This is a genomic window from Bacillus sp. PK6-16 (genome assembly GCF_056530295.1).
Genome location: NZ_CP096511.1, coordinates 1,324,240 through 1,342,433, shown reverse-complemented (window position 1 = coordinate 1,342,433; position 18,194 = coordinate 1,324,240). Strand labels below are relative to the sequence as shown.

Below are 18,194 nucleotides of genomic sequence, written 5' to 3'. Positions count from 1 at the left end.
GCTTTCTTTCCTCAAGATTCTCATTTATGTAACTTTTTTCATATAAATTTCTTTTTTGTTCACACATATACATATAAAAAGGATGGTGATGGAAAATGCAGGGTGGAATGAATCCTTATTTACACAACGTACGCACTGCTAATACTGGTAAAGAAGCTACTATTACTGTACAAGGAGAAGGTGTTGTAAAAGCAAAACCGAATGTTGTTATATTAACGCTTGGCATTCGAACAGATGATAAAAATGTAAAACAGGCTCAAGAAGAAAATGCAGTGCAATCCAAACAATTGCTGGATGCACTTAAACAGCTTGGTATTGCCGATAAAGATATAGAGACGATTTCTTATACAATTACTCCTCAATACGAATATGTAAATGATAAAGCATTGCTGCAAGGATACCGTGTAGAGCATTTGTATGAAATTACCGTTTTAAATGTACAAAAAGCTGGGGAAGTATATGATATAGCCGTTTCAAATGGAGCAAATGTAGCAAAAGGTTTACGTTTCCGAGTATCTCATCCAAATAAATATTATGAGCAAGCTCTCATTCAAGCTCTGCACCAAGCAGTAGAAAAAGCTCGTGCTATTGCGAGTACATATAATTTAAATATTAATCCTGTTCCCCTCTCATTCGTTGAAGAATCTGCCCAATTACCAAGGGAGGTTACGTCTTATGCTACTTTACATGCGCAAGCAGCTCCACCCATTCAATCGGGAGAGTTAGAAATTATTTCAACAATACGGGCAATTTTTACGTATTTATAAATAATTTCATTTATAAGTAAACGTTATCATTTTCCTTGTTGTAAAAACATGATGTTCTGATATAATAAAGGACGGTGAGCTCTTACGAAAGAGATATCACGGGTGGGAGAGGGATATGAAAAAGAAGGTTTAACATGAAAGGAATACTTGAAAGAACATTTAAATTAGGTTTACACGAAACATCACCAAAACAAGAAGTTTTAGCTGGAGTTACGTCATTTTTCACGATCGTATATATTATGATTGTAAATGCATCAATTTTATCCGATGCTGGCATTCCTCTTGAAGCTGGAATTTTAGCAACTGTTTTTAGTTCATTTGTCGGATGTCTACTCATGGCATTTTGGGCAAATGCACCTGCTATTCTTGTCCCTGGTATGGGTGTAAATGCATTCTTCACGTACACAGCTGTGCATACGCTTGGACTAACTTGGCAAGAAGCATTGGCTGCTGTCTTTATCTCTGGTATTATTTTTGCAATTGCCGCTTTTACACCAATCGCTCGCGTGCTATCAGTATCAATTCCAAAGTCATTAAAGGAAGCAATTACTGTCGGCATCGGATTATTTTTAGCGTTTATCGGATTGCAAAAAGGTGGCTTAGTCGTTTCGAACCCAAATACTGCTGTTGCAATGGGTAAATTAAGTAACCCTGTCGTTCTTGCGACCGTGCTTACTCTTATCGTTGCACTTGTACTATTTATTCGTAACGTACGTGGAAACTTTTTATGGACGATTGCAATAGGAACTGGTATTGCATGGCTATTTGGCCTTGTTGATACAAGTCAAATCGGAAATAGTTCATTCTCATTCGCTAATTACGGCGATGTGTTTGGAGCTATGTCATTTGGCAAACTTTCTTCCTTACCGTTTTGGATTGCAACATTCTCCTTAAGCATGGTGCTTATTTTTGAGAACATGGGACTTCTGCACGGTTTATTAGAAGATGACCGTAAATTCCCACGTGCTTACCAAGCCAATGCAATTTCAGCAATGACATGTGGTCTATTTGGCACAAGCCCTACCGTATCAACAGTAGAGAGTGCCGCAGGTATTACTGCAGGCGGAAAGACAGGTCTGACGTCTATCGTTACGGGGTTGTTATTCTTTGCATCATTGTTTGCACTTCCGTTTGTCAAACTAATTCCTGATAGTGCCATTGCACCAATCTTAATTATTATTGGCGGCCTGATGATTACAAGCATTCAGCAAATTCCTCTGAACGATTTTTCAGAAGGATTTCCAGCGTTCTTAATTATCGTCATGATCCCGCTCACATATAGTATCGCTGATGGCATTGCGTTCGGATTTATTGCTTACCCTATCTTAAAAGTTGCTCTTGGAAAGCGTAAAGAAGTCGCACCATCTATGTATATCATTACATGCTTATTCTTAGCTATGTTTGTATTACATGCTATTGGTTAAAAAAACACCGAGGAAATCCTCGGTGTTTTTTTACTTAAACCATCCTTTTTTATAAAACCAGGCCATCATTCCGCCGCCAATTAGTGCCATGATAAGTAGACAAATAAAATAACTATATTGTCCACCAAGCTCTGGCATATGCGTAAAGTTCATTCCATATACTCCCGCAATAAATGTTAATGGCATGAAAATAGTCGAGAATACAGTTAATGTTTTCATAATGTTATTCATATGATGTGAGTTTAATGAAAAATAACTATCCCGAATATCTGCTGTTAACTCTCGACTTGCCTCAATCATTTCTGTTAGTTTAAGCAAATGATCATGTATATCTTTAAAGTAAATTTCATGATCGCTTATACCATAAAAACGAGTCGAATTTAAAATACGATATAATAAATCACGCATCGGAATGATTGTACGCCTTAGCTTTGATAAATCTGCACGTATATCAAATACCTCTTCTAATACACTTCCTGCTGTCTCCCCGGTTAAATTATCATCAATTGCATTTAAATGATCCTCAATGTAATATACAGGCGCAAAATAGTCATCTACAATTTGGTCAATAATTGTATGAGCTACATGTAAAGGACTATTTTTAATACGCTTCTTTTCTCCAAGTGTTTTCCATACTCTTTCGATTGCATTGTTATGAGAAAAGTGGAAAGAAACAATATAACGATCACTAATAAATAAATCGATTTCGTGCGGTTCTAGTCCATCTTCCCCAAATGCATGAAGAACTAAAAAGTTATATCCATCATAAAAATCAACTTTTGGCCTCTGTACGTATTCTATACAGTCTTCAATTGCAAGGGGATGGAACTTAAAATGGTCTTGCAGAATATATGTATACTCTTCTTTCGTTGGCTTATATAAATCTAGCCAATACCATACAATATGGTCTTTCTTTGTTTCTTCTAGAGAAACATCATATAATACTTCATCTGTTTTTGTTACTGCACAAATTCTAATCATAATTTCACCCATTATTATTATAAACAAAAAATAGTAAAAAAAGCCAAGGAGAAATCTCCTCAGCTTTTTTTATTACTTCGTTACGATACCGTGTACTAAAGTTGGTGCATCTACGTGTTCTTTAGAGATCTTCATGTTCTCATAAATTTTCGCTTTTACATCTTCAACATTTTCGCGGTTTGCGTAAATTGTAACGAGAGATTCACCTTGCTTCACGCTATCGCCTACTTTTTTGCGCAGCATTAGACCAACTGCTAAATCAATTTCAGACTCTTTCGTTGCACGTCCTGCTCCTAAAAGCATTGCTGCTGTTCCGATTTCGTCTGCAACGATTTCTGATACATATCCGTCTTCTTTCGCTTCCACTTCAATTTTAAATTGTGCTTGTGGCAATTTAGAAGGGTCATCAACAACAGATGCGTCACCGCCTTGCGCTGATAAGAACGTTTTAAATGATTCTAGCGCTTTTCCGTTGTTCATTACTTCAATTAGCTTTTCACGTGCATCTTCTAAAGATGAAGCTTGTCCAGCAAGGTACACCATTTGACTTCCAAGTGTTAAACATAACTCTTCTAAATCTTTCGGCCCTTTACCTTGTAATGTATCAATTGCTTCTTGAACTTCTAATGCGTTACCGATAGCTTCACCGAGTGGTTGACTCATATCAGAAATAACTGCCATCGTATTACGACCAACGTTATTACCGATACGTACCATTGCTTCTGCTAAACGTTTTGCATCTTCATCCGTTTTCATAAATGCACCTGCTCCAGTTTTTACATCAAGAACAATTGCATCTGCACCAGCAGCAATTTTTTTACTCATAATCGAACTTGCAATAAGCGGAATTGAGTTTACTGTTGCTGTTACATCACGAAGTGCATATAGCTTTTTATCAGCAGGTGTTAAGTTACCACTTTGGCCGATAACAGCGATTTTGTTTTCATTTACAAGACGCATGAATTCATCGTTTTCAATTTCCACATGGAATCCTGGAACTGCTTCTAATTTATCAATTGTACCACCAGTATGTCCTAAACCGCGTCCAGACATTTTCGCTACTGGTACATCTAAAGCAGCTACTAATGGACCTAATACAAGTGTCGTTGTATCACCAACACCACCTGTTGAATGCTTATCTACTTTTACACCTTCAATAGCCGATAAGTCGATTGTATCACCGCTATTTACCATTGCCATCGTTAAATCAGCACGCTCTTGATCGTTCATATCTTGGAAGAAAATTGCCATTGCAAGTGAACTTACTTGATAATCAGGAATATCACCATTCGTATATCCTTCAACAATAAAGTTAATTTCTTCTGTCGTTAATGCATGTCCGTCACGTTTTTTTGCAATTAGGTCCACCATTCTCATTGTGAAGTCACCCCTTCATTTGTTTTACGATTGCTTTTACTAATGCTAAGAAGTTAGCTTTAACACGTTCTGTCGTTTCAATTACTTCATCGTGGTGAAGTGGTTGATCTAAAATACCAGCTGCCATATTTGAAATACAAGAAATACCTAATACTTTCATACCAGCGTGACGCGCTACAATTACTTCAGGTACTGTTGACATACCAACTGCATCTCCGCCAAGTGTACGAAGCATACGAATTTCAGCAGGTGTTTCATATACAGGACCTGTCATTCCTACGTATACACCTTCTTGTACTTTAATATTTAAGTCTGCTGCAACTTGTTTCGCCATTTCGCGAAGTTCTACTGTATATGATGTAGACATATCAGGGAAACGTACGCCCATTTCAGAATCATTCGGTCCGATTAATGGATTCGTACCCATGAAGTTAATGTGGTCTGAAATTAACATAAGATCGCCTGGCTCAAATGATGTATTTACACCACCAGCTGCGTTTGTTACAACTACTGTTTCTACACCTAGTTCTTTCATAACACGAACTGGGAATGTTACTTTTTGCATGTCGTATCCTTCATAGAAGTGGAAACGTCCTTGCATTGCTACTACTGTTACACCTTGAAGTGTACCAAATACTAGTTGACCTGCATGGCCTTCTACAGTTGATACTGGGAATTCAGGGATTTCACTGTAAGGTACTGTTACTGCATTCTCAATTTCGTCTGCTAATACACCTAGTCCTGATCCAAGGATTAGTCCTACTTGTGGTGTCTCTTGAAATTTCTCTTTTAAGTATGAAGCTGATTTTGTAATAAGTTCACGATTCATTTGTTTATCCCCCTATTTCTTTAGCTCGTTTAAGAAGCTTGTTCCGTATTCTGGCATTTTCACACCGAAGTTTTCTGCTACTGTTGCACCAATATCAGCAAATGTTTGACGAAGTGGTAACTCTTGTCCGCCTTCTTTCATGCTTGGGCTATATACTAATAATGGTACATATTCACGTGTATGGTCAGTACCAGGGTGAATTGGATCATTACCGTGGTCTGCTGTAATTAATAATAGATCATCTTCTTTTAGTTTTGCGAATACTTCTGGAAGACGTGCATCATATTCTTGCAGAGCTTCTCCGTATCCTTGTGGATCACGGCGGTGGCCGAATAATGCATCAAAGTCAACTAAGTTTAAGAAGCTAAGACCTGTAAAGTCCATATTTAATGTATCTACAAGCTTATCCATTCCATCCATGTTAGACTTCGTACGAAGTGATTCTGTTACCCCTTCACCATCATAAATATCAGAGATTTTACCAATAGCAATTACATCGTAGTCACTATCTTTTAATTCGTTCATTACTGTACGGCCGAATGGTTTTAATGCATAGTCATGACGATTTGGTGTACGTGTAAAGTTTCCAGGTTCACCAACGAATGGACGAGCAATAACACGACCTACCATGTATTTCTCATCTAATGTTAATTCACGTGCAATTTTACAGATTTTATATAACTCATCAAGTGGCACTACTTCTTCGTGTGCTGCAATTTGCAATACGCTATCAGCAGAAGTATAAACGATTAAAGAGCCTGTTTCCATTTGCTCTTGACCAAGTTCATCAAGAATCTCAGTTCCAGAAGCTGGCTTATTACCGATAATTTTACGGCCTGTTTTTTCTTCTAATTCATCAAGTAATTCTTTCGGGAATCCTTCTGGGAACACTTGGAATGGTGTATCAATGTAAAGGCCCATGATTTCCCAGTGACCTGTCATTGTATCTTTACCAGTAGATTTCTCTTGCATTTTTGTGTAATATCCAAGTGGTTTCTCTACTTTAGAGATACCTTTCATTTCTCGAATGTTACCAAGACCTAATTTCACCATGTTAGGCATTTGTAACCCATTCATATGTTCAGCAATGTGACCAATTGTGTCAGATCCTAGATCACCAAATTGCTCAGCATCTGGTGCTTCACCGATTCCCACAGAGTCCATTACGACTAGGAATATACGTTTATATTTATTCATAACTGCGACCTCCTATAAGTTCAGTTCTACTTCTTGTAGTATGTTCAAAACGCTATAAAGTGAAACTGTTATCCAAAAGAATTCTCATTGTCAAACAGTACTTCTTTAAATCATTTTCTAACCTATTTCGTTTACTTGAAACGATTCAAAAACATTTCTAGTTTTTTCTAAGTCAGATGTCAGACATCTGATACTGATATCATAACATGTTTACGCTTTCTTTTTAATACATTTTCGTAGAATTTCTCATTTTCTTCACACTTCTATTGTAATCCATTCTGCAACGAAGTGCTAATTTTTTTATGATTTATTTCTTCATATTAAAAATAAAAAGTAGCTCTAAAGAGCTACTTTTTATTTTACTTCTATTGTTTCTTCTTTATGTTCATGCAATTCGCCTTTTCTTACATGTACTTTCACTTTGTAAGCACCGTTCTCTTTGAAAGTATGTTTCGTTTCATACTCTCCTTTATTCCCTTCTTTCGCTGGAATAAATTCGTGTTTTTCAACACCATCTTTCCAAATCTCTAGTTGTACTTCAGCACCAGTTAGGGCTTCTTCTTTTTGCTTTAAATGAACTTTCATTGTAGATTCAGCATTTGCCTTTATGTCTCCAGCCATAAGATGGATCATTGTGTCACTTTTATGATCTCCATGTCCTGCACTGTGATCACTATTTTCTTTTTTTGCATCTTCTACTTTCGCATTTCCTACAGCAACTTTCACTTCTGGCATAACGTGCATTTCACGTGCATTTGTGTGAGCGATAATATGGTATACTCCATCCGTTTCGAATGTTTTCTCTACTGCATAAACACCTTTTCCTTTATGCTTACCATCTAACATCTCGTGCTTTTCGTCGCCATCTTTCCAAATTTCAAACTTTACATCATCGGCATCCGTTACTTTTTCTTTCCCTTGTGTAACAAGTGCTTGTACTTCTGTTTTTTCACCTGGTTTAATTTCTTTCGGATTTGTTTGGACTGCTACTTTTACAGCTTCAAGTTTCTGTTCTTTTTTCGGTTCTTCTTTGTTTGTATTACAGCCAGCCAACGCTAGCATCGCGATAAATAAAGTTATAATCAGTTTTTTCATCATCATTTCCTCCTTTATACTTTATTTAGTATAGAGGAAATACATTGTAATATTCCAGTCTTCTGCTGAAAACAATATACGAAATGTTTGTGAAGTTTCTGTGAAACGGTCTTCCCCTCTTAATCTATGAAAAAAGAGCATAGTAACTATGCTCTCGGATGAAACTGTTTATATACATCTTTTAATCTAGTTTTTGAAACGTGCGTATAGATTTGCGTAGTTGAAATATCTGCATGTCCAAGCATTTCTTGTACAGCACGTAAATCTGCTCCATTTTCTAATAAGTGCGTAGCAAACGAGTGACGCAACGTATGAGGTGTAAGTTCTTTTTCAATATTTGCCTCTTTCGCTAATCGTTTTAATATTTTCCAAAATCCTTGTCTTGATAATCGATTACCATGATGGTTTAAAAAGAGTGCATCTACTACTTTTTTCCCCATTAATTCTCTTCTTCCTTTTTCAATATACTTTTGAATCGCTTCCGTTGCTAAACTTCCTAGTGGAATAATTCTTTCTTTATTCCCTTTCCCTATGCAACGAACAAATCCCATCGTTAAATGTACATCTTCTAAATTGAGTGCAATCAATTCTGAAACACGAAGTCCTGTCGCATACAGTAACTCTAGCATCGCCTTATCACGAATACCAAAAGCACTTGTCATTTTTGGTGTTTGAAGTAACGCCTCTACTTCATCAACTGATAATACTTTTGGTAATTTCCGTTCCCCTTGTGGCGTTTCAATATGTACGGATGGGTCGTGTTCTACCGCTCGTTCACGAAGTAAAAATTGGTGGAACGAACGAATTGATGCGATATGACGCGCCAATGTTTTCGAAGATTTTCCGTTCTCTTTTAAATACTGCAAAAAGTTAACAATGTGTAAACGGGTCACTTCATGAAAAGTTTTCGTCTGTTCCACATTTTGCAAATACTTTACGTAGCTTTTTAAATCCCGTTCATAAGATACTACTGTATTCTTTGCTAATCCTTTTTCGACAACCATATAATGAATAAAATCTTTTAATTGATCTTCCACTCTACACTACTCCCCATTTTCATAGAAAAACATCATTCTATTTACGAAAGCATCCTTTGCCGGTTCTTCATTCCCTGATACTTTTTCTACAGTCTCTTCTTTAGGTTTTTCATAACGATGATAGCTTTCATATTCTTCATTTATCCATAGTATAGCGAAATAAAACAAAATCGTACAACTTGTAAATAATAAAAATACTTTTATTCCATCAAAAGTTAATTTTAAAGCTCGGCGCATTGTAAATTCCTCCAAAATATAAGTTATTACAACATATGCCAAGCTTTCACCAATTTATACCTTATTCAAATAAAAAACCTCTTCCTAGATAAATAGGAAAAGGTTATTTTTCATCCGTTTCATTTTCTTGACAATTTTTACAAATCCCATGGAATGTTAAACGATGATCTTTCACCTTAAAGCTCCAGTCTCGTTCTACTTTCCTTTCCACTTCACCAAGTAAATCTTCTTGTATTTCTTGTACAGCACCACATTGTGTACAAATCAAATGATGGTGGAAACGCTGCGCACCTTCTTGGCGTAAGTCATAGCGTGAAACACCGTCTCCGAAGTTAATCTTATCGACAACTTTTAACTCAGATAATAGTTCTAAAGTTCGATAGACGGTTGCTAATCCGATCTCTGGCGACTTTTCTTTTACAAGGAGGTAAACATCTTCTGCGCTTAAATGATCTTCTTCATTTTCTAGCAGCACACGAACTGTTGCTTCACGTTGCGGTGTTAATTTGTAGCTCGCTGCATGTAATTGCTTCTTAATTCGTTCAATTCTTTCTTCCATTCGGTACTACTCCCTCCTCGCCACTCTTACACCATTATATCAGAAGAAGGGCTTCTGTCAAAAGAAAAAACAATAAAAACAAATTGATAATTATTCTCAAAAAGTATTTATTTTTTATTAATAGCCTCAACGACTTCTTTCATTAAAACTGGTGATGCGTAAGCCTCCACACTAGAAGCAAGTGCTAACACCACTCCAATTACGAGAAAGAAGCATGTATAACGGATTAATAATGGTAATAGTGGCTCGGTTATTTTTCTAATAAATTGATGCCTAATCATCCGTAAAGAAAAACTTGCAGCAATGGTTGTCATAACGAGAAAGACTGGAATGATAATTAAATTTTGTGGCAAAACAGATACAAATGCTAGTAATAGTCCATTCCATCCATGCTGACTTACTAAAAAACCAACTGTAAATCCAACGACAACTCCTTTTACAAATAATAAAATAAAAATAAGTGGTAATCCAATAATTGAAATTCCTAAAATCCAAATAAATCCGATGTATTTTAATTGCGAAAAGTAACTTTCTCGAAACATTTCGCCCGCAATGGCAAATTCTCCTTTAGAGACTTGTCCAAAAAAACGTTGTAAATAAAATGATAAATCTTGTTTTTGATTAATTTGTAAACTATTCACGAGAATGGCTCCGAATATTACTCCCATCAATAATAAAACAGCGTTAAATATATATAATGAAGAGTTTTCCTGTATGTGAGACATTACACGGTCTTGCCAATTTTTTCGCCACATTTTTCTTCCCTCCGTTCACACTCTTATTAAAAATGTATGAAAGAAAGAAAAAAGTATGACGAATTAACATTGAAATTCCGCTCTACTTTGCTAAACTAAAAAGTAGAGAATAGGAGGGATTTCTCTTGAAACCATTATTATTAGATTTTCCAACATTATTTCAAACCGAACGCTTGCAAGTTCGTAAACCATTTCCAGGTGATGGTGCAGAAGTATATGAAGCAATCCAAGCTTCTCTAGAAGACTTAGTACCGTGGATACCAATTAACGCTGAAACTGAAGAGAGTGCTGAAGAAATTGTTCGCGAAGCTCACGGACAGTTTTTACTTCGTGAAACACTTGATTTTCACTTATACGATAAAGTATCTGGTACATTCATCGGAGCAATTACACTAAAGCCTGAAAACTGGGATATTCCAAAGTTTTCACTTCACTTCTGGCTACATAGTGCCTATACAAAACAAGGCTATATGACCGAAGCTGTTAAAGGTGCAATTCAGTTCGCCTTTGATAAACTAGGCGCTAGAAGAATTGAAATTCGTACTGATGCAACAAATATCAATGCATGTAGCTTAGCAGAACGTCTAGAATTCATTCTAGAAGGGACAATGGAAAATGATTTCCTAGCACCAGATGGTAGCTTACGTGATGCACGTGTATATGCAAAAATCAATTAATAAACACTCGCCTTTGGCGAGTGTTTATTTTTGTAGTTGTAAATATTGTACTGCAAACATCGTCTTCGCATCATGAATACGAAGATCTTTCATAAGAGTAATCGCTTCTTCTAACGATACTTCCATTAATTCCACAAACTCATCTTCATCTAACTCAGCTTTATTTTCTTTTCTTGTCAAACCTGTCGCTTTATATACATATAAAATTTCATCTGCGAATCCTGGAGATGTATAGAAAGAAGTAATGAGCTCCATATTTTCACATACATATCCTGTTTCCTCTTCTAATTCACGAACTGCTGTTACCTCAGGTTTTTCACCAGGTTCTAACTTGCCAGCCGGAATTTCTATAATCGCCTTTTCAAGTGCTTTACGATACTGCTCAACAAGCACAATTTTCCCCTCATCAGTAATAGCAATAATAGCAACTGCACCAGGGTGATTTACAATTTCACGTTTACTCATTGCTCCATTTGGTAATACTACATCATCAACACGAACTTTTATAACTCTACCATCAAAAATTGGCTCAGTTTTTACTGTTCTCTCTGCAAGATTACTCATACTACTTCATCTCCCTGTTCTATTTCCTATTCTTTCCTCATACATTTTACCACATTGAAAGGAGCGTGATAGAAATGAAAGTTTATATTTTACCAAATCGCGTCACTTTAGTCGGAAAAGCATGGCAAATTCGCCATAAGCTAAAGCAATATAGCAAAGAGTATACAACTGTACAAGAGTGGATTACAGCAAATAAAGTGAAACATTAATCATGCTTTTACGGGCAGTTAATGCGAAGCGGAAAGTAAACGTTTGTCAACCTCTTTTCCCTCTCGTACAATAAAGGTAAGGAGGTTGACCTATGAAAAAACGTCAATTAGGAAACTCAGATTTGTTTGTTACAGAAATGGGCCTTGGCTGTATGTCTCTCGGTACATCTGAAACAGAAGCTATGCATATTATCGATGAAGCGATCGATTTAGGAATTAATTTTTTTGATACAGCAGATTTATATGATTACGGATTAAATGAAGAATTTGTTGGAAAAGCCTTGAAGGGAAGAAGAGACCAAATTGTACTTACAACGAAGGTTGGAAATCGTTGGACAGAAGAAAAAAATGGCTGGTCTTGGGATCCTTCTAAAGCTTACATAAAGACTGAAGTAAAGGAAAGTTTACGTAGACTTCAAACTGATTATATTGACCTTTACCAACTTCATGGCGGAACAATTGAAGATCCAATAGATGAAACAATTGAAGCTTTTGAAGAATTGAAAAAGGAAGGTATTATTCGCCATTACGGTATTTCTTCTATACGCCCAAATGTCGTTCGTGAATATGCAAAACGCTCAAACATCGTTAGTGTACTAATGGAATATAGCCTTTTAAATCGTCGTCCAGAAGAATGGTTCCCCCTTCTAAATGAACACCAAATTAGCGTCATTGCCCGCGGGCCACTTGCAAAAGGAATTTTAACTGACAATAATGCAAGAAAGATAGAAAGAGTAAAGGAAAAGGATTATCTCTCTTATTCTTACGATGAATTACATGCAACTCTAGCAAGTGTAAAAGAAATAATTGGAGAACGCTCTTTAACAGGAACAGCTATTCAATATTGCTTACATAATAAGACTGTTGCAGCTATTATACCTGGTGCAAGCTCTCTTCAACAATTACAGGAAAATATACGAGCTAGTCAACAGTTACCTTTAACGAAAGAAGAATATATACAACTTCAAAAGATTGTTAAATATGACACATATGCTTTGCATCGTTAAAAATATCGAATTACCGATAAAACAGAAGACTGTCTCCAGTATTAGGAGACAGTCTTTTTTATAACGTATCATATTTATCAGGATTCGTTCCTACATGTAAATCACGATTCAACGTGTTAATTTGACGTATCTCTTCTTCAGTTAGTGCAAAATCAAAAATAGTAAAGTTTTCTTTAATACGAGATGGTGTAACAGATTTAGGAATTGTAACAATCCCGCTTTGAATATCCCACCTTAATATAACTTGTGCAGGTGTTTTTCATATTTGTTAGCAATAGCCTGAATGATTGGATGCTGGAATACTTCTCCGCCCCTCATTAACGGACTCCATGCTTCCATTTGAATTTGCTCATCTTGACAATAATTTCGCAACTCAAATTGCGTCAACATCGGATGAAGTTCCACTTGGTTTACCATCGGCTTCACTTTGCAATTTGGTAATAATAGTTCTAAATGATGTTTATGAAAATTAGAAACACCAATCGCACGCACTTTACCTTCTTCATACAATTTCTCTAAAGCTCGGTACGTATCAACATACTTCCCTCTTACCGGCCAATGTATTAAATATAAATCTACATAGTCCATTTGTAATTTTTTCAAACTCTTTTCAAACGCCTCGAGTGTCTCCTCATATCCTTGATCGTCGTTCCATACTTTTGTTGTAATAAATATATCTTCTCTTGGAATTCCTGATTCACGTATCGCCTCTCCGACACCGCTTTCATTTTCATATACAGTTGCTGTATCAATCGAACGGTATCCAACTTCTAACGCTGTTTTTACTGCTTGCTTTACTTCGTCTCCTTCTTTCGCTTTATATACGCCTAGACCAATCATCGGCATTTTCACGCCATTATGAAGTGTAGTTGTTGGAATATGCACAGTCGTCTCCCTTTCATTGTTACATTTTTTATAAGCCACAATTTTATTTCAACAAGATTCATCCCAAAAGTCAAAACATACGTACAGTTTACATAACACTTTTATATAGCTAAAAAATAGCGTGAACTCATTCATTCACGTTATTTTTTCTCCATTCTTTCGCTTTTTCATCCACATTGCGCACAAACTCATTTTTTCCTTCCGTATATAACGCGCCATCATATGTATACTTTTCGGCTAATTCTTTCTTTAAGGTTGCATATGCCTCTGCTTCTTCACAATGAGCCATCATATAATCACGAAATGCTAAATGCCTTACTATCTCTGGATTTCCTTTTTCAAACACGTGTAAATGATACGAGCGTTTTTCTTCAGTTCCATGAATAAAATATCGGCGTCTTGAAATACCATTTTCCCCTTTTACGATGTAACCAAGCTCTATAAATCGTTCATTCCACCCATCTACTCTTTCGATATTTTCTACTTCCATGATCATATCAATAATAGGTTTAGCTGCCAGTCCGGGAACTGACGTACTTCCAATATGATGAATTTTTACCGTTTCTGGCATCGCTGATTTTAATCTTTTAGCCTCCATTTGAAATTTTTCACTCCAATGGTTTTCATGTGGAACAACGACAATTTTTCTCATTCTAACTCCCCTTTTCTTACAAGCTCGTCAAAAAATGATCAGTGGTATTTCACTGATCATTTTTTTATTATTTAAAGTCTTTCCAAGTAAGGTTACTTTCACTTAGCAGTTCTTCAAATGATTTATTCTTTTCACGTTCTTTTTGTTCTTGGCGCTTTCTTTCCAGTTCAGCTGCCTCTTTTTCCTCTTCCCTCACTTGCAACTCTTTCTTCTTACTCTTTAATTGTTGCATGAGTGAATCATTTAATTGATCGCCTAATGTAAGTGTTTCTTTCTTTGGTTGATTCACTTGTGATTGTCTTTGCATTTGTCTTTGTTTCTTTTTCTTCATGCTACTCACCTTTTACTTTTTTCTCCATTATAGTAGATACACAATGAAATCGACAATAAAAAAGGGTCTTTACTCTATTATTCACTTTTTGTAAATATGTTAATTTTTCGAAAAGACTAAATTTTTATGTAGCTATAATCCTATGAATCTATTAAAATTATGTCGTATGATGTCAGATTATAAAAAAGGAGAATTATATTATGTGGAAAAAAATTATTCCTGCCGTTGCTGTTTTAAGCACCATTACTTTTTCAAGCGTATTTGCCGCTCCCCCATCTCAGAATCCAGCTGAACAAAACCGCTACATAGACGTACAAATGCTTGGTATTAATGATCTCCATGGACAACTAGATACTGTTAAAAAAATCAATAATAAAGAAGCTGGTGGCGCTGATTACTTAGCTACTTATTTAAAAGAACATAAAAAACAAAACCCTAATACACTTCTCGTACATGCTGGTGATATCGTCGGAGCTAGTCCACCAGTTTCAGCATTATTACAAGATGAACCGACGATTGAATTTTTAAATGACTTAAAATTTGATGTCGGTACAATCGGGAACCATGAATTTGATGAAGGCATTGATGAAATGAAACGCCTCATTTACGGTGGATATCATGAAAAAACAGGAAATTTCAAAGGGGCTAACTTCCCCTATGTAGCTGCTAATTTCTATAACAAATCAACTGGCCGCTTATTTTTACCACCATTTACTGTAAAAATGGTAGATGGTGTTCCTGTAGGATTCATTGGGGTTGTTACAACTGATACACCAAATGTTGTTATGCCTACGATGCTTAACAATGTACAAATTACTGATGAAGTAGAAGCAATTAATAAATCAACACAACAATTAAAACGCCTCGGCGTTAAATCTATCGTCGTTCTTGCTCATGTCGGTGGAACAACCGATGAGTCTGGGGTAACAAATGGCGACCTTACTCGAATTGCAAATGAAACAGACCCAGAAGTTGATGTTATCTTCGGTGGACATAGTCATACGTATGTAAATGGTACAGTAAATAATAAACTAATTGTCCAAGCAAATTCATATGGAATGGCTTTCTCAGACGTCGATGTAACAATTGATCGTAAAACAAAGGATATTGTAAAGAAAAAAGCTGAAGTTGTTACAACGTATCATGAAGGTGTAGAACCTGATAAACAAGTAAAGAAAAAACTAGATCAATATAAAGAAAAAATCGCACCACTTGTAAATGAAGTGGTCGGAAAATCTACAGCACCTATCGACCGTAAACAAAATGATGCTGGTGAGTCCACTCTTGGAAATTTAGTTGCCGATGCTCAGCGTCAAACGATGCAAACTCAAATCTCCCTCATGAATCCTGGTGGCATTCGTAATGACTTAGATGCTGGTGATATTACGTGGGGTGAGTTATACGGCATTCAACCTTTTGGAAATCAATTGATTAAAGTAAATTTAACAGGTCAAGACATTCGCGATATTTTAAATCAGCAATGGCAAAAAGGAACAACAAGAATGCTTCAAATTTCAGGTATTCAATATACGTGGGATGCAAATAAACCAAACGGTGAAAAAGTTACAAATATACGTTTAACAAACGGAGAAGAATTATCTCCATCTACAACGTATAGCGTAGTTGCAAATGCCTTCTTAGCTTCTGGCGGTGATGGATTCGTATCATTTAAAAATGGTAAAAATGCAGAAACTGGGCCAAACGACTTTGAAGCGTTAGTCAATTACGTAAAACAATTAAAAGAACCAATTCAGCCAGTTATTGATGGAAGAATTCAAAAAGTAAATTAAGTGTTTCTCTAATAATAAATTTCATTTTTCACGCATAAAGGATTTGTACTGACCCTCTATTTTATACGTAATATACATCATAAAAAGGATACTCGTTCTTCTAATGAACACAGTATCCTTTTCTTTAGTTATCAAAATGTGATGTTTTGTCAACTTCATATTGCTGTAAAAATTGTTGCAACGCCTCTTCTACAAGTTTAGATTTTTGAATTCCTTTCGATTCTGATATAAGGTCCAATCTTGCTAATATTTCTGTATTAATAGAAAAGGTCCGTCTCTTTTTCTCTGTACTTTTACTCACAATTGGTGCAATTACTTCTTCTCTTTTTCTTAATAACTCATAAATGCTTTGTAATTGCTCATAAATTAATAATTGATAATCTGTTTTCTCATATTGAAGGGCGGTCGCTTCTTGGAGTTGTAAGTGACGTGGTTCTTCTCCATCTCCTACAAAAATACGTTTCTTCTGCTCTCCATCATATTCGTATCCAATCAATCTTAATTTCTTCGATAATGTATACGGGCTTATTTCAAGACGTTTTGCTATAATAGCGATGGATTCACGTCTATTTAAACCATCTATAATTTCTCCAATCGTCACAATTTCCCTCCTCCCGTGTTGAAATGACACTAGTATGGTATGTTACAATGATTTTCTAACAGTATATGCAAAATGAATAGCCTGTGCGATTCATACGATTTCACAAAAGGAGGTTTTCAATATGCTTTTTCGTAGCTACACCCCTCAGTTCTATAACGAAAACAAACAACTTATTCCTAATAGTATCGCTACGATAGAAAGCGTTATGATTAATAATCGAAAACAAACTCTCCTTATGCGTGGACAAAACGTAGAGCAACCTATTTTATTATGCTGTCACGGCGGACCTGGGATGGCACAAATCGGATTTATTCGCCATTTTCAAAAAGAATTAGAGAAGCAATTTATTGTTATTAATTGGGATCAGCGCGGGGCTGGTAAATCCTTTTCAATGAAAGATTTCGGAGCAAATTTCACAATCGAACAATTCGTTTCCGATGCAAAAGAAGTGATTCAATATGTACTTAAAAGGTTCAACAAACAAAAACTATTTCTCGCTGGTCATTCTTGGGGAAGTATTATTGGGCTTAACATAGCACATCAATATCCAAAGTATATCGAGGCTTACATCGGTATTGGGCAAATTGTACATATGAAACAAAATGAAGAATTGCTATATCAACATTTAATTCATTCTGCAAAAAAACATGATCATAAAAAAGCATTAGCTTCCCTTTTAAAATTAGGCAAACCACCATTTTTAGATACGAGACGTCTCATTATTCAAAGAAAGTGGCTTGGCACATTTGGAGGCGCAATCCAAAACGGATCTTCCTTTTCTTTCATACGAAAAGGTTTCTTTTCTCCTGAATATACGCTATTAGATTGGTTCAAGTTTCTCGCAGGAAATTTAAAATCTGGTGTTTTATGGGAAGAAATGCTGACAATCGATTTCTTTTCTTCTATTTCAAGTTTATCTATTCCAGTTTATTTTTGTTCTGGTCGCTATGATTATCAAACTCCTTATGCACTCGTTCAGGAATATTGCGATATTATTGAAGCGCCTATAAAAAAGATGATTTGGTTCCCAAATTCAGCACATTCTCCTGATTTAGAAGAACCAGAATTATTCGCTAATTCTTTACAATCAATTAAACAAGAGCTAGCTTTTCAGCATTAGTAACAAAAGGCTCTTTTACATTTCATAGAAAACATTTTATAATAATATGTCGCAAGCATGTATAAACATAGCAAAATGTTTCATATTTACTTGTCTTAAC

20 protein-coding genes and 1 pseudogene are annotated in these 18,194 nt (G+C 35.8%); 7 read left to right on the top strand and 14 right to left on the bottom strand.

Going from position 1 to position 18,194, the window contains the following annotated elements; translation table 11 throughout:
- Positions 1–95 precede the first annotated feature (95 nt).
- Together M1D66_RS07020 and M1D66_RS07015 are read left to right on the top strand one after the other, a co-directional pair.
- Positions 96–767, top strand: a complete 672-nt coding sequence (locus M1D66_RS07020; protein WP_001161449.1) for an SIMPL domain-containing protein — start codon at positions 96–98, stop codon at positions 765–767.
- A gap of 134 nt (positions 768–901) precedes the next feature.
- Positions 902–2,191, top strand: coding sequence for an NCS2 family permease (locus M1D66_RS07015; RefSeq protein WP_000676248.1), 1,290 nt, complete (start codon positions 902–904; stop codon positions 2,189–2,191).
- Positions 2,192–2,221: 30 nt separating this feature from the next.
- Here M1D66_RS07015 and corA read toward each other — a convergent pair whose 3' ends face one another.
- The 9 genes from corA to spoIIM all read right to left on the bottom strand — a co-directional run bounded on the left by corA (position 2,222) and on the right by spoIIM (position 10,228).
- Positions 2,222–3,184, bottom strand: a complete 963-nt coding sequence (gene corA / locus M1D66_RS07010) for a magnesium/cobalt transporter CorA (protein WP_002000765.1) — start codon at positions 3,182–3,184, stop codon at positions 2,222–2,224.
- A gap of 60 nt (positions 3,185–3,244) precedes the next feature.
- Positions 3,245–4,549: a pyrimidine-nucleoside phosphorylase gene (locus M1D66_RS07005; RefSeq protein ID WP_001243069.1), complete on the bottom strand. Its 1,305-nt coding sequence runs from the start codon at positions 4,547–4,549 to the stop codon at positions 3,245–3,247.
- 7 nt (positions 4,550–4,556) lie between these two features.
- Positions 4,557–5,378 carry a purine-nucleoside phosphorylase gene (locus M1D66_RS07000; protein WP_001078446.1) on the bottom strand — a complete coding sequence of 274 codons (822 nt, stop codon included), beginning with the start codon at positions 5,376–5,378 and terminating at the stop codon, positions 4,557–4,559.
- 12 nt (positions 5,379–5,390) lie between these two features.
- Positions 5,391–6,575, bottom strand: a complete 1,185-nt coding sequence (gene deoB, locus M1D66_RS06995; protein WP_242555078.1) for a phosphopentomutase — start codon at positions 6,573–6,575, stop codon at positions 5,391–5,393.
- Positions 6,576–6,929: 354 nt separating this feature from the next.
- Entirely contained in the window at positions 6,930–7,670 is a 741-nt protein-coding gene (locus tag M1D66_RS06990) for a FixH family protein (protein ID WP_000733456.1), read from the bottom strand.
- A gap of 146 nt (positions 7,671–7,816) precedes the next feature.
- Positions 7,817–8,707 carry a site-specific tyrosine recombinase XerD gene (xerD, locus tag M1D66_RS06985; RefSeq protein ID WP_000390088.1) on the bottom strand — a complete coding sequence of 297 codons (891 nt, stop codon included), beginning with the start codon at positions 8,705–8,707 and terminating at the stop codon, positions 7,817–7,819.
- Between the two features lie 6 nt (positions 8,708–8,713).
- Positions 8,714–8,944: a YqzK family protein gene (locus M1D66_RS06980; RefSeq protein WP_001250432.1), complete on the bottom strand. Its 231-nt coding sequence runs from the start codon at positions 8,942–8,944 to the stop codon at positions 8,714–8,716.
- A 103-nt stretch (positions 8,945–9,047) separates the two neighbouring features.
- On the bottom strand, positions 9,048–9,503 hold the full coding sequence (gene fur / locus M1D66_RS06975) for a ferric iron uptake transcriptional regulator (protein WP_000392657.1): 456 nt from the start codon (positions 9,501–9,503) through the stop codon (positions 9,048–9,050).
- A 107-nt stretch (positions 9,504–9,610) separates the two neighbouring features.
- A complete protein-coding gene (gene spoIIM, locus M1D66_RS06970; protein WP_013142149.1) occupies positions 9,611–10,228 on the bottom strand; it encodes a stage II sporulation protein M in 618 nt (205 codons plus the stop codon).
- Positions 10,229–10,383: 155 nt separating this feature from the next.
- On the opposite strand from spoIIM, the gene M1D66_RS06965 reads away from it, so the two are divergent.
- Positions 10,384–10,935, top strand: coding sequence for a GNAT family N-acetyltransferase (locus M1D66_RS06965; protein ID WP_000803479.1), 552 nt, complete (start codon positions 10,384–10,386; stop codon positions 10,933–10,935).
- A 24-nt stretch (positions 10,936–10,959) separates the two neighbouring features.
- Here M1D66_RS06965 and M1D66_RS06960 read toward each other — a convergent pair whose 3' ends face one another.
- Entirely contained in the window at positions 10,960–11,499 is a 540-nt protein-coding gene (locus tag M1D66_RS06960; RefSeq protein WP_000067042.1) for an NUDIX hydrolase, read from the bottom strand.
- 74 nt (positions 11,500–11,573) lie between these two features.
- Between M1D66_RS06960 and mciZ the strand changes: the two genes are divergently transcribed.
- Together mciZ and M1D66_RS06950 are read left to right on the top strand one after the other, a co-directional pair.
- Positions 11,574–11,708 carry a Z-ring formation inhibitor MciZ gene (gene mciZ, locus M1D66_RS06955; RefSeq protein WP_000870302.1) on the top strand — a complete coding sequence of 45 codons (135 nt, stop codon included), beginning with the start codon at positions 11,574–11,576 and terminating at the stop codon, positions 11,706–11,708.
- 92 nt (positions 11,709–11,800) lie between these two features.
- Positions 11,801–12,715, top strand: a complete 915-nt coding sequence (locus tag M1D66_RS06950; protein WP_016123309.1) for an aldo/keto reductase — start codon at positions 11,801–11,803, stop codon at positions 12,713–12,715.
- 58 nt (positions 12,716–12,773) lie between these two features.
- Here the strand turns inward: M1D66_RS06950 and M1D66_RS06945 are convergent.
- The 3 genes and pseudogenes from M1D66_RS06945 to M1D66_RS06935 form a co-directional block, all read right to left on the bottom strand.
- Positions 12,774–13,600, bottom strand: a pseudogene (locus M1D66_RS06945) (aldo/keto reductase).
- Between the two features lie 127 nt (positions 13,601–13,727).
- The gene (locus M1D66_RS06940; protein WP_001227186.1) at positions 13,728–14,252 is read right to left on the bottom strand and encodes a GrpB family protein; all 525 of its coding nucleotides are present in this window, start codon (positions 14,250–14,252) and stop codon (positions 13,728–13,730) included.
- Positions 14,253–14,319: 67 nt separating this feature from the next.
- A complete protein-coding gene (locus M1D66_RS06935) occupies positions 14,320–14,583 on the bottom strand; it encodes a YqkE family protein (protein ID WP_000727561.1) in 264 nt (87 codons plus the stop codon).
- 200 nt (positions 14,584–14,783) lie between these two features.
- Here M1D66_RS06935 and M1D66_RS06930 point away from each other — a divergent pair, with 200 nt between their 5' ends.
- Positions 14,784–16,373: a bifunctional metallophosphatase/5'-nucleotidase gene (locus M1D66_RS06930; RefSeq protein WP_000265553.1), complete on the top strand. Its 1,590-nt coding sequence runs from the start codon at positions 14,784–14,786 to the stop codon at positions 16,371–16,373.
- 124 nt (positions 16,374–16,497) lie between these two features.
- Here the strand turns inward: M1D66_RS06930 and M1D66_RS06925 are convergent, their stop codons facing one another.
- The gene (locus M1D66_RS06925; protein WP_000151931.1) at positions 16,498–16,974 is read right to left on the bottom strand and encodes a ribbon-helix-helix domain-containing protein; all 477 of its coding nucleotides are present in this window, start codon (positions 16,972–16,974) and stop codon (positions 16,498–16,500) included.
- A 121-nt stretch (positions 16,975–17,095) separates the two neighbouring features.
- Between M1D66_RS06925 and M1D66_RS06920 the strand changes: the two genes are divergently transcribed.
- The gene (locus tag M1D66_RS06920; protein WP_000898973.1) at positions 17,096–18,094 is read left to right on the top strand and encodes an alpha/beta fold hydrolase; all 999 of its coding nucleotides are present in this window, start codon (positions 17,096–17,098) and stop codon (positions 18,092–18,094) included.
- Positions 18,095–18,194: the final 100 nt, after the last annotated feature.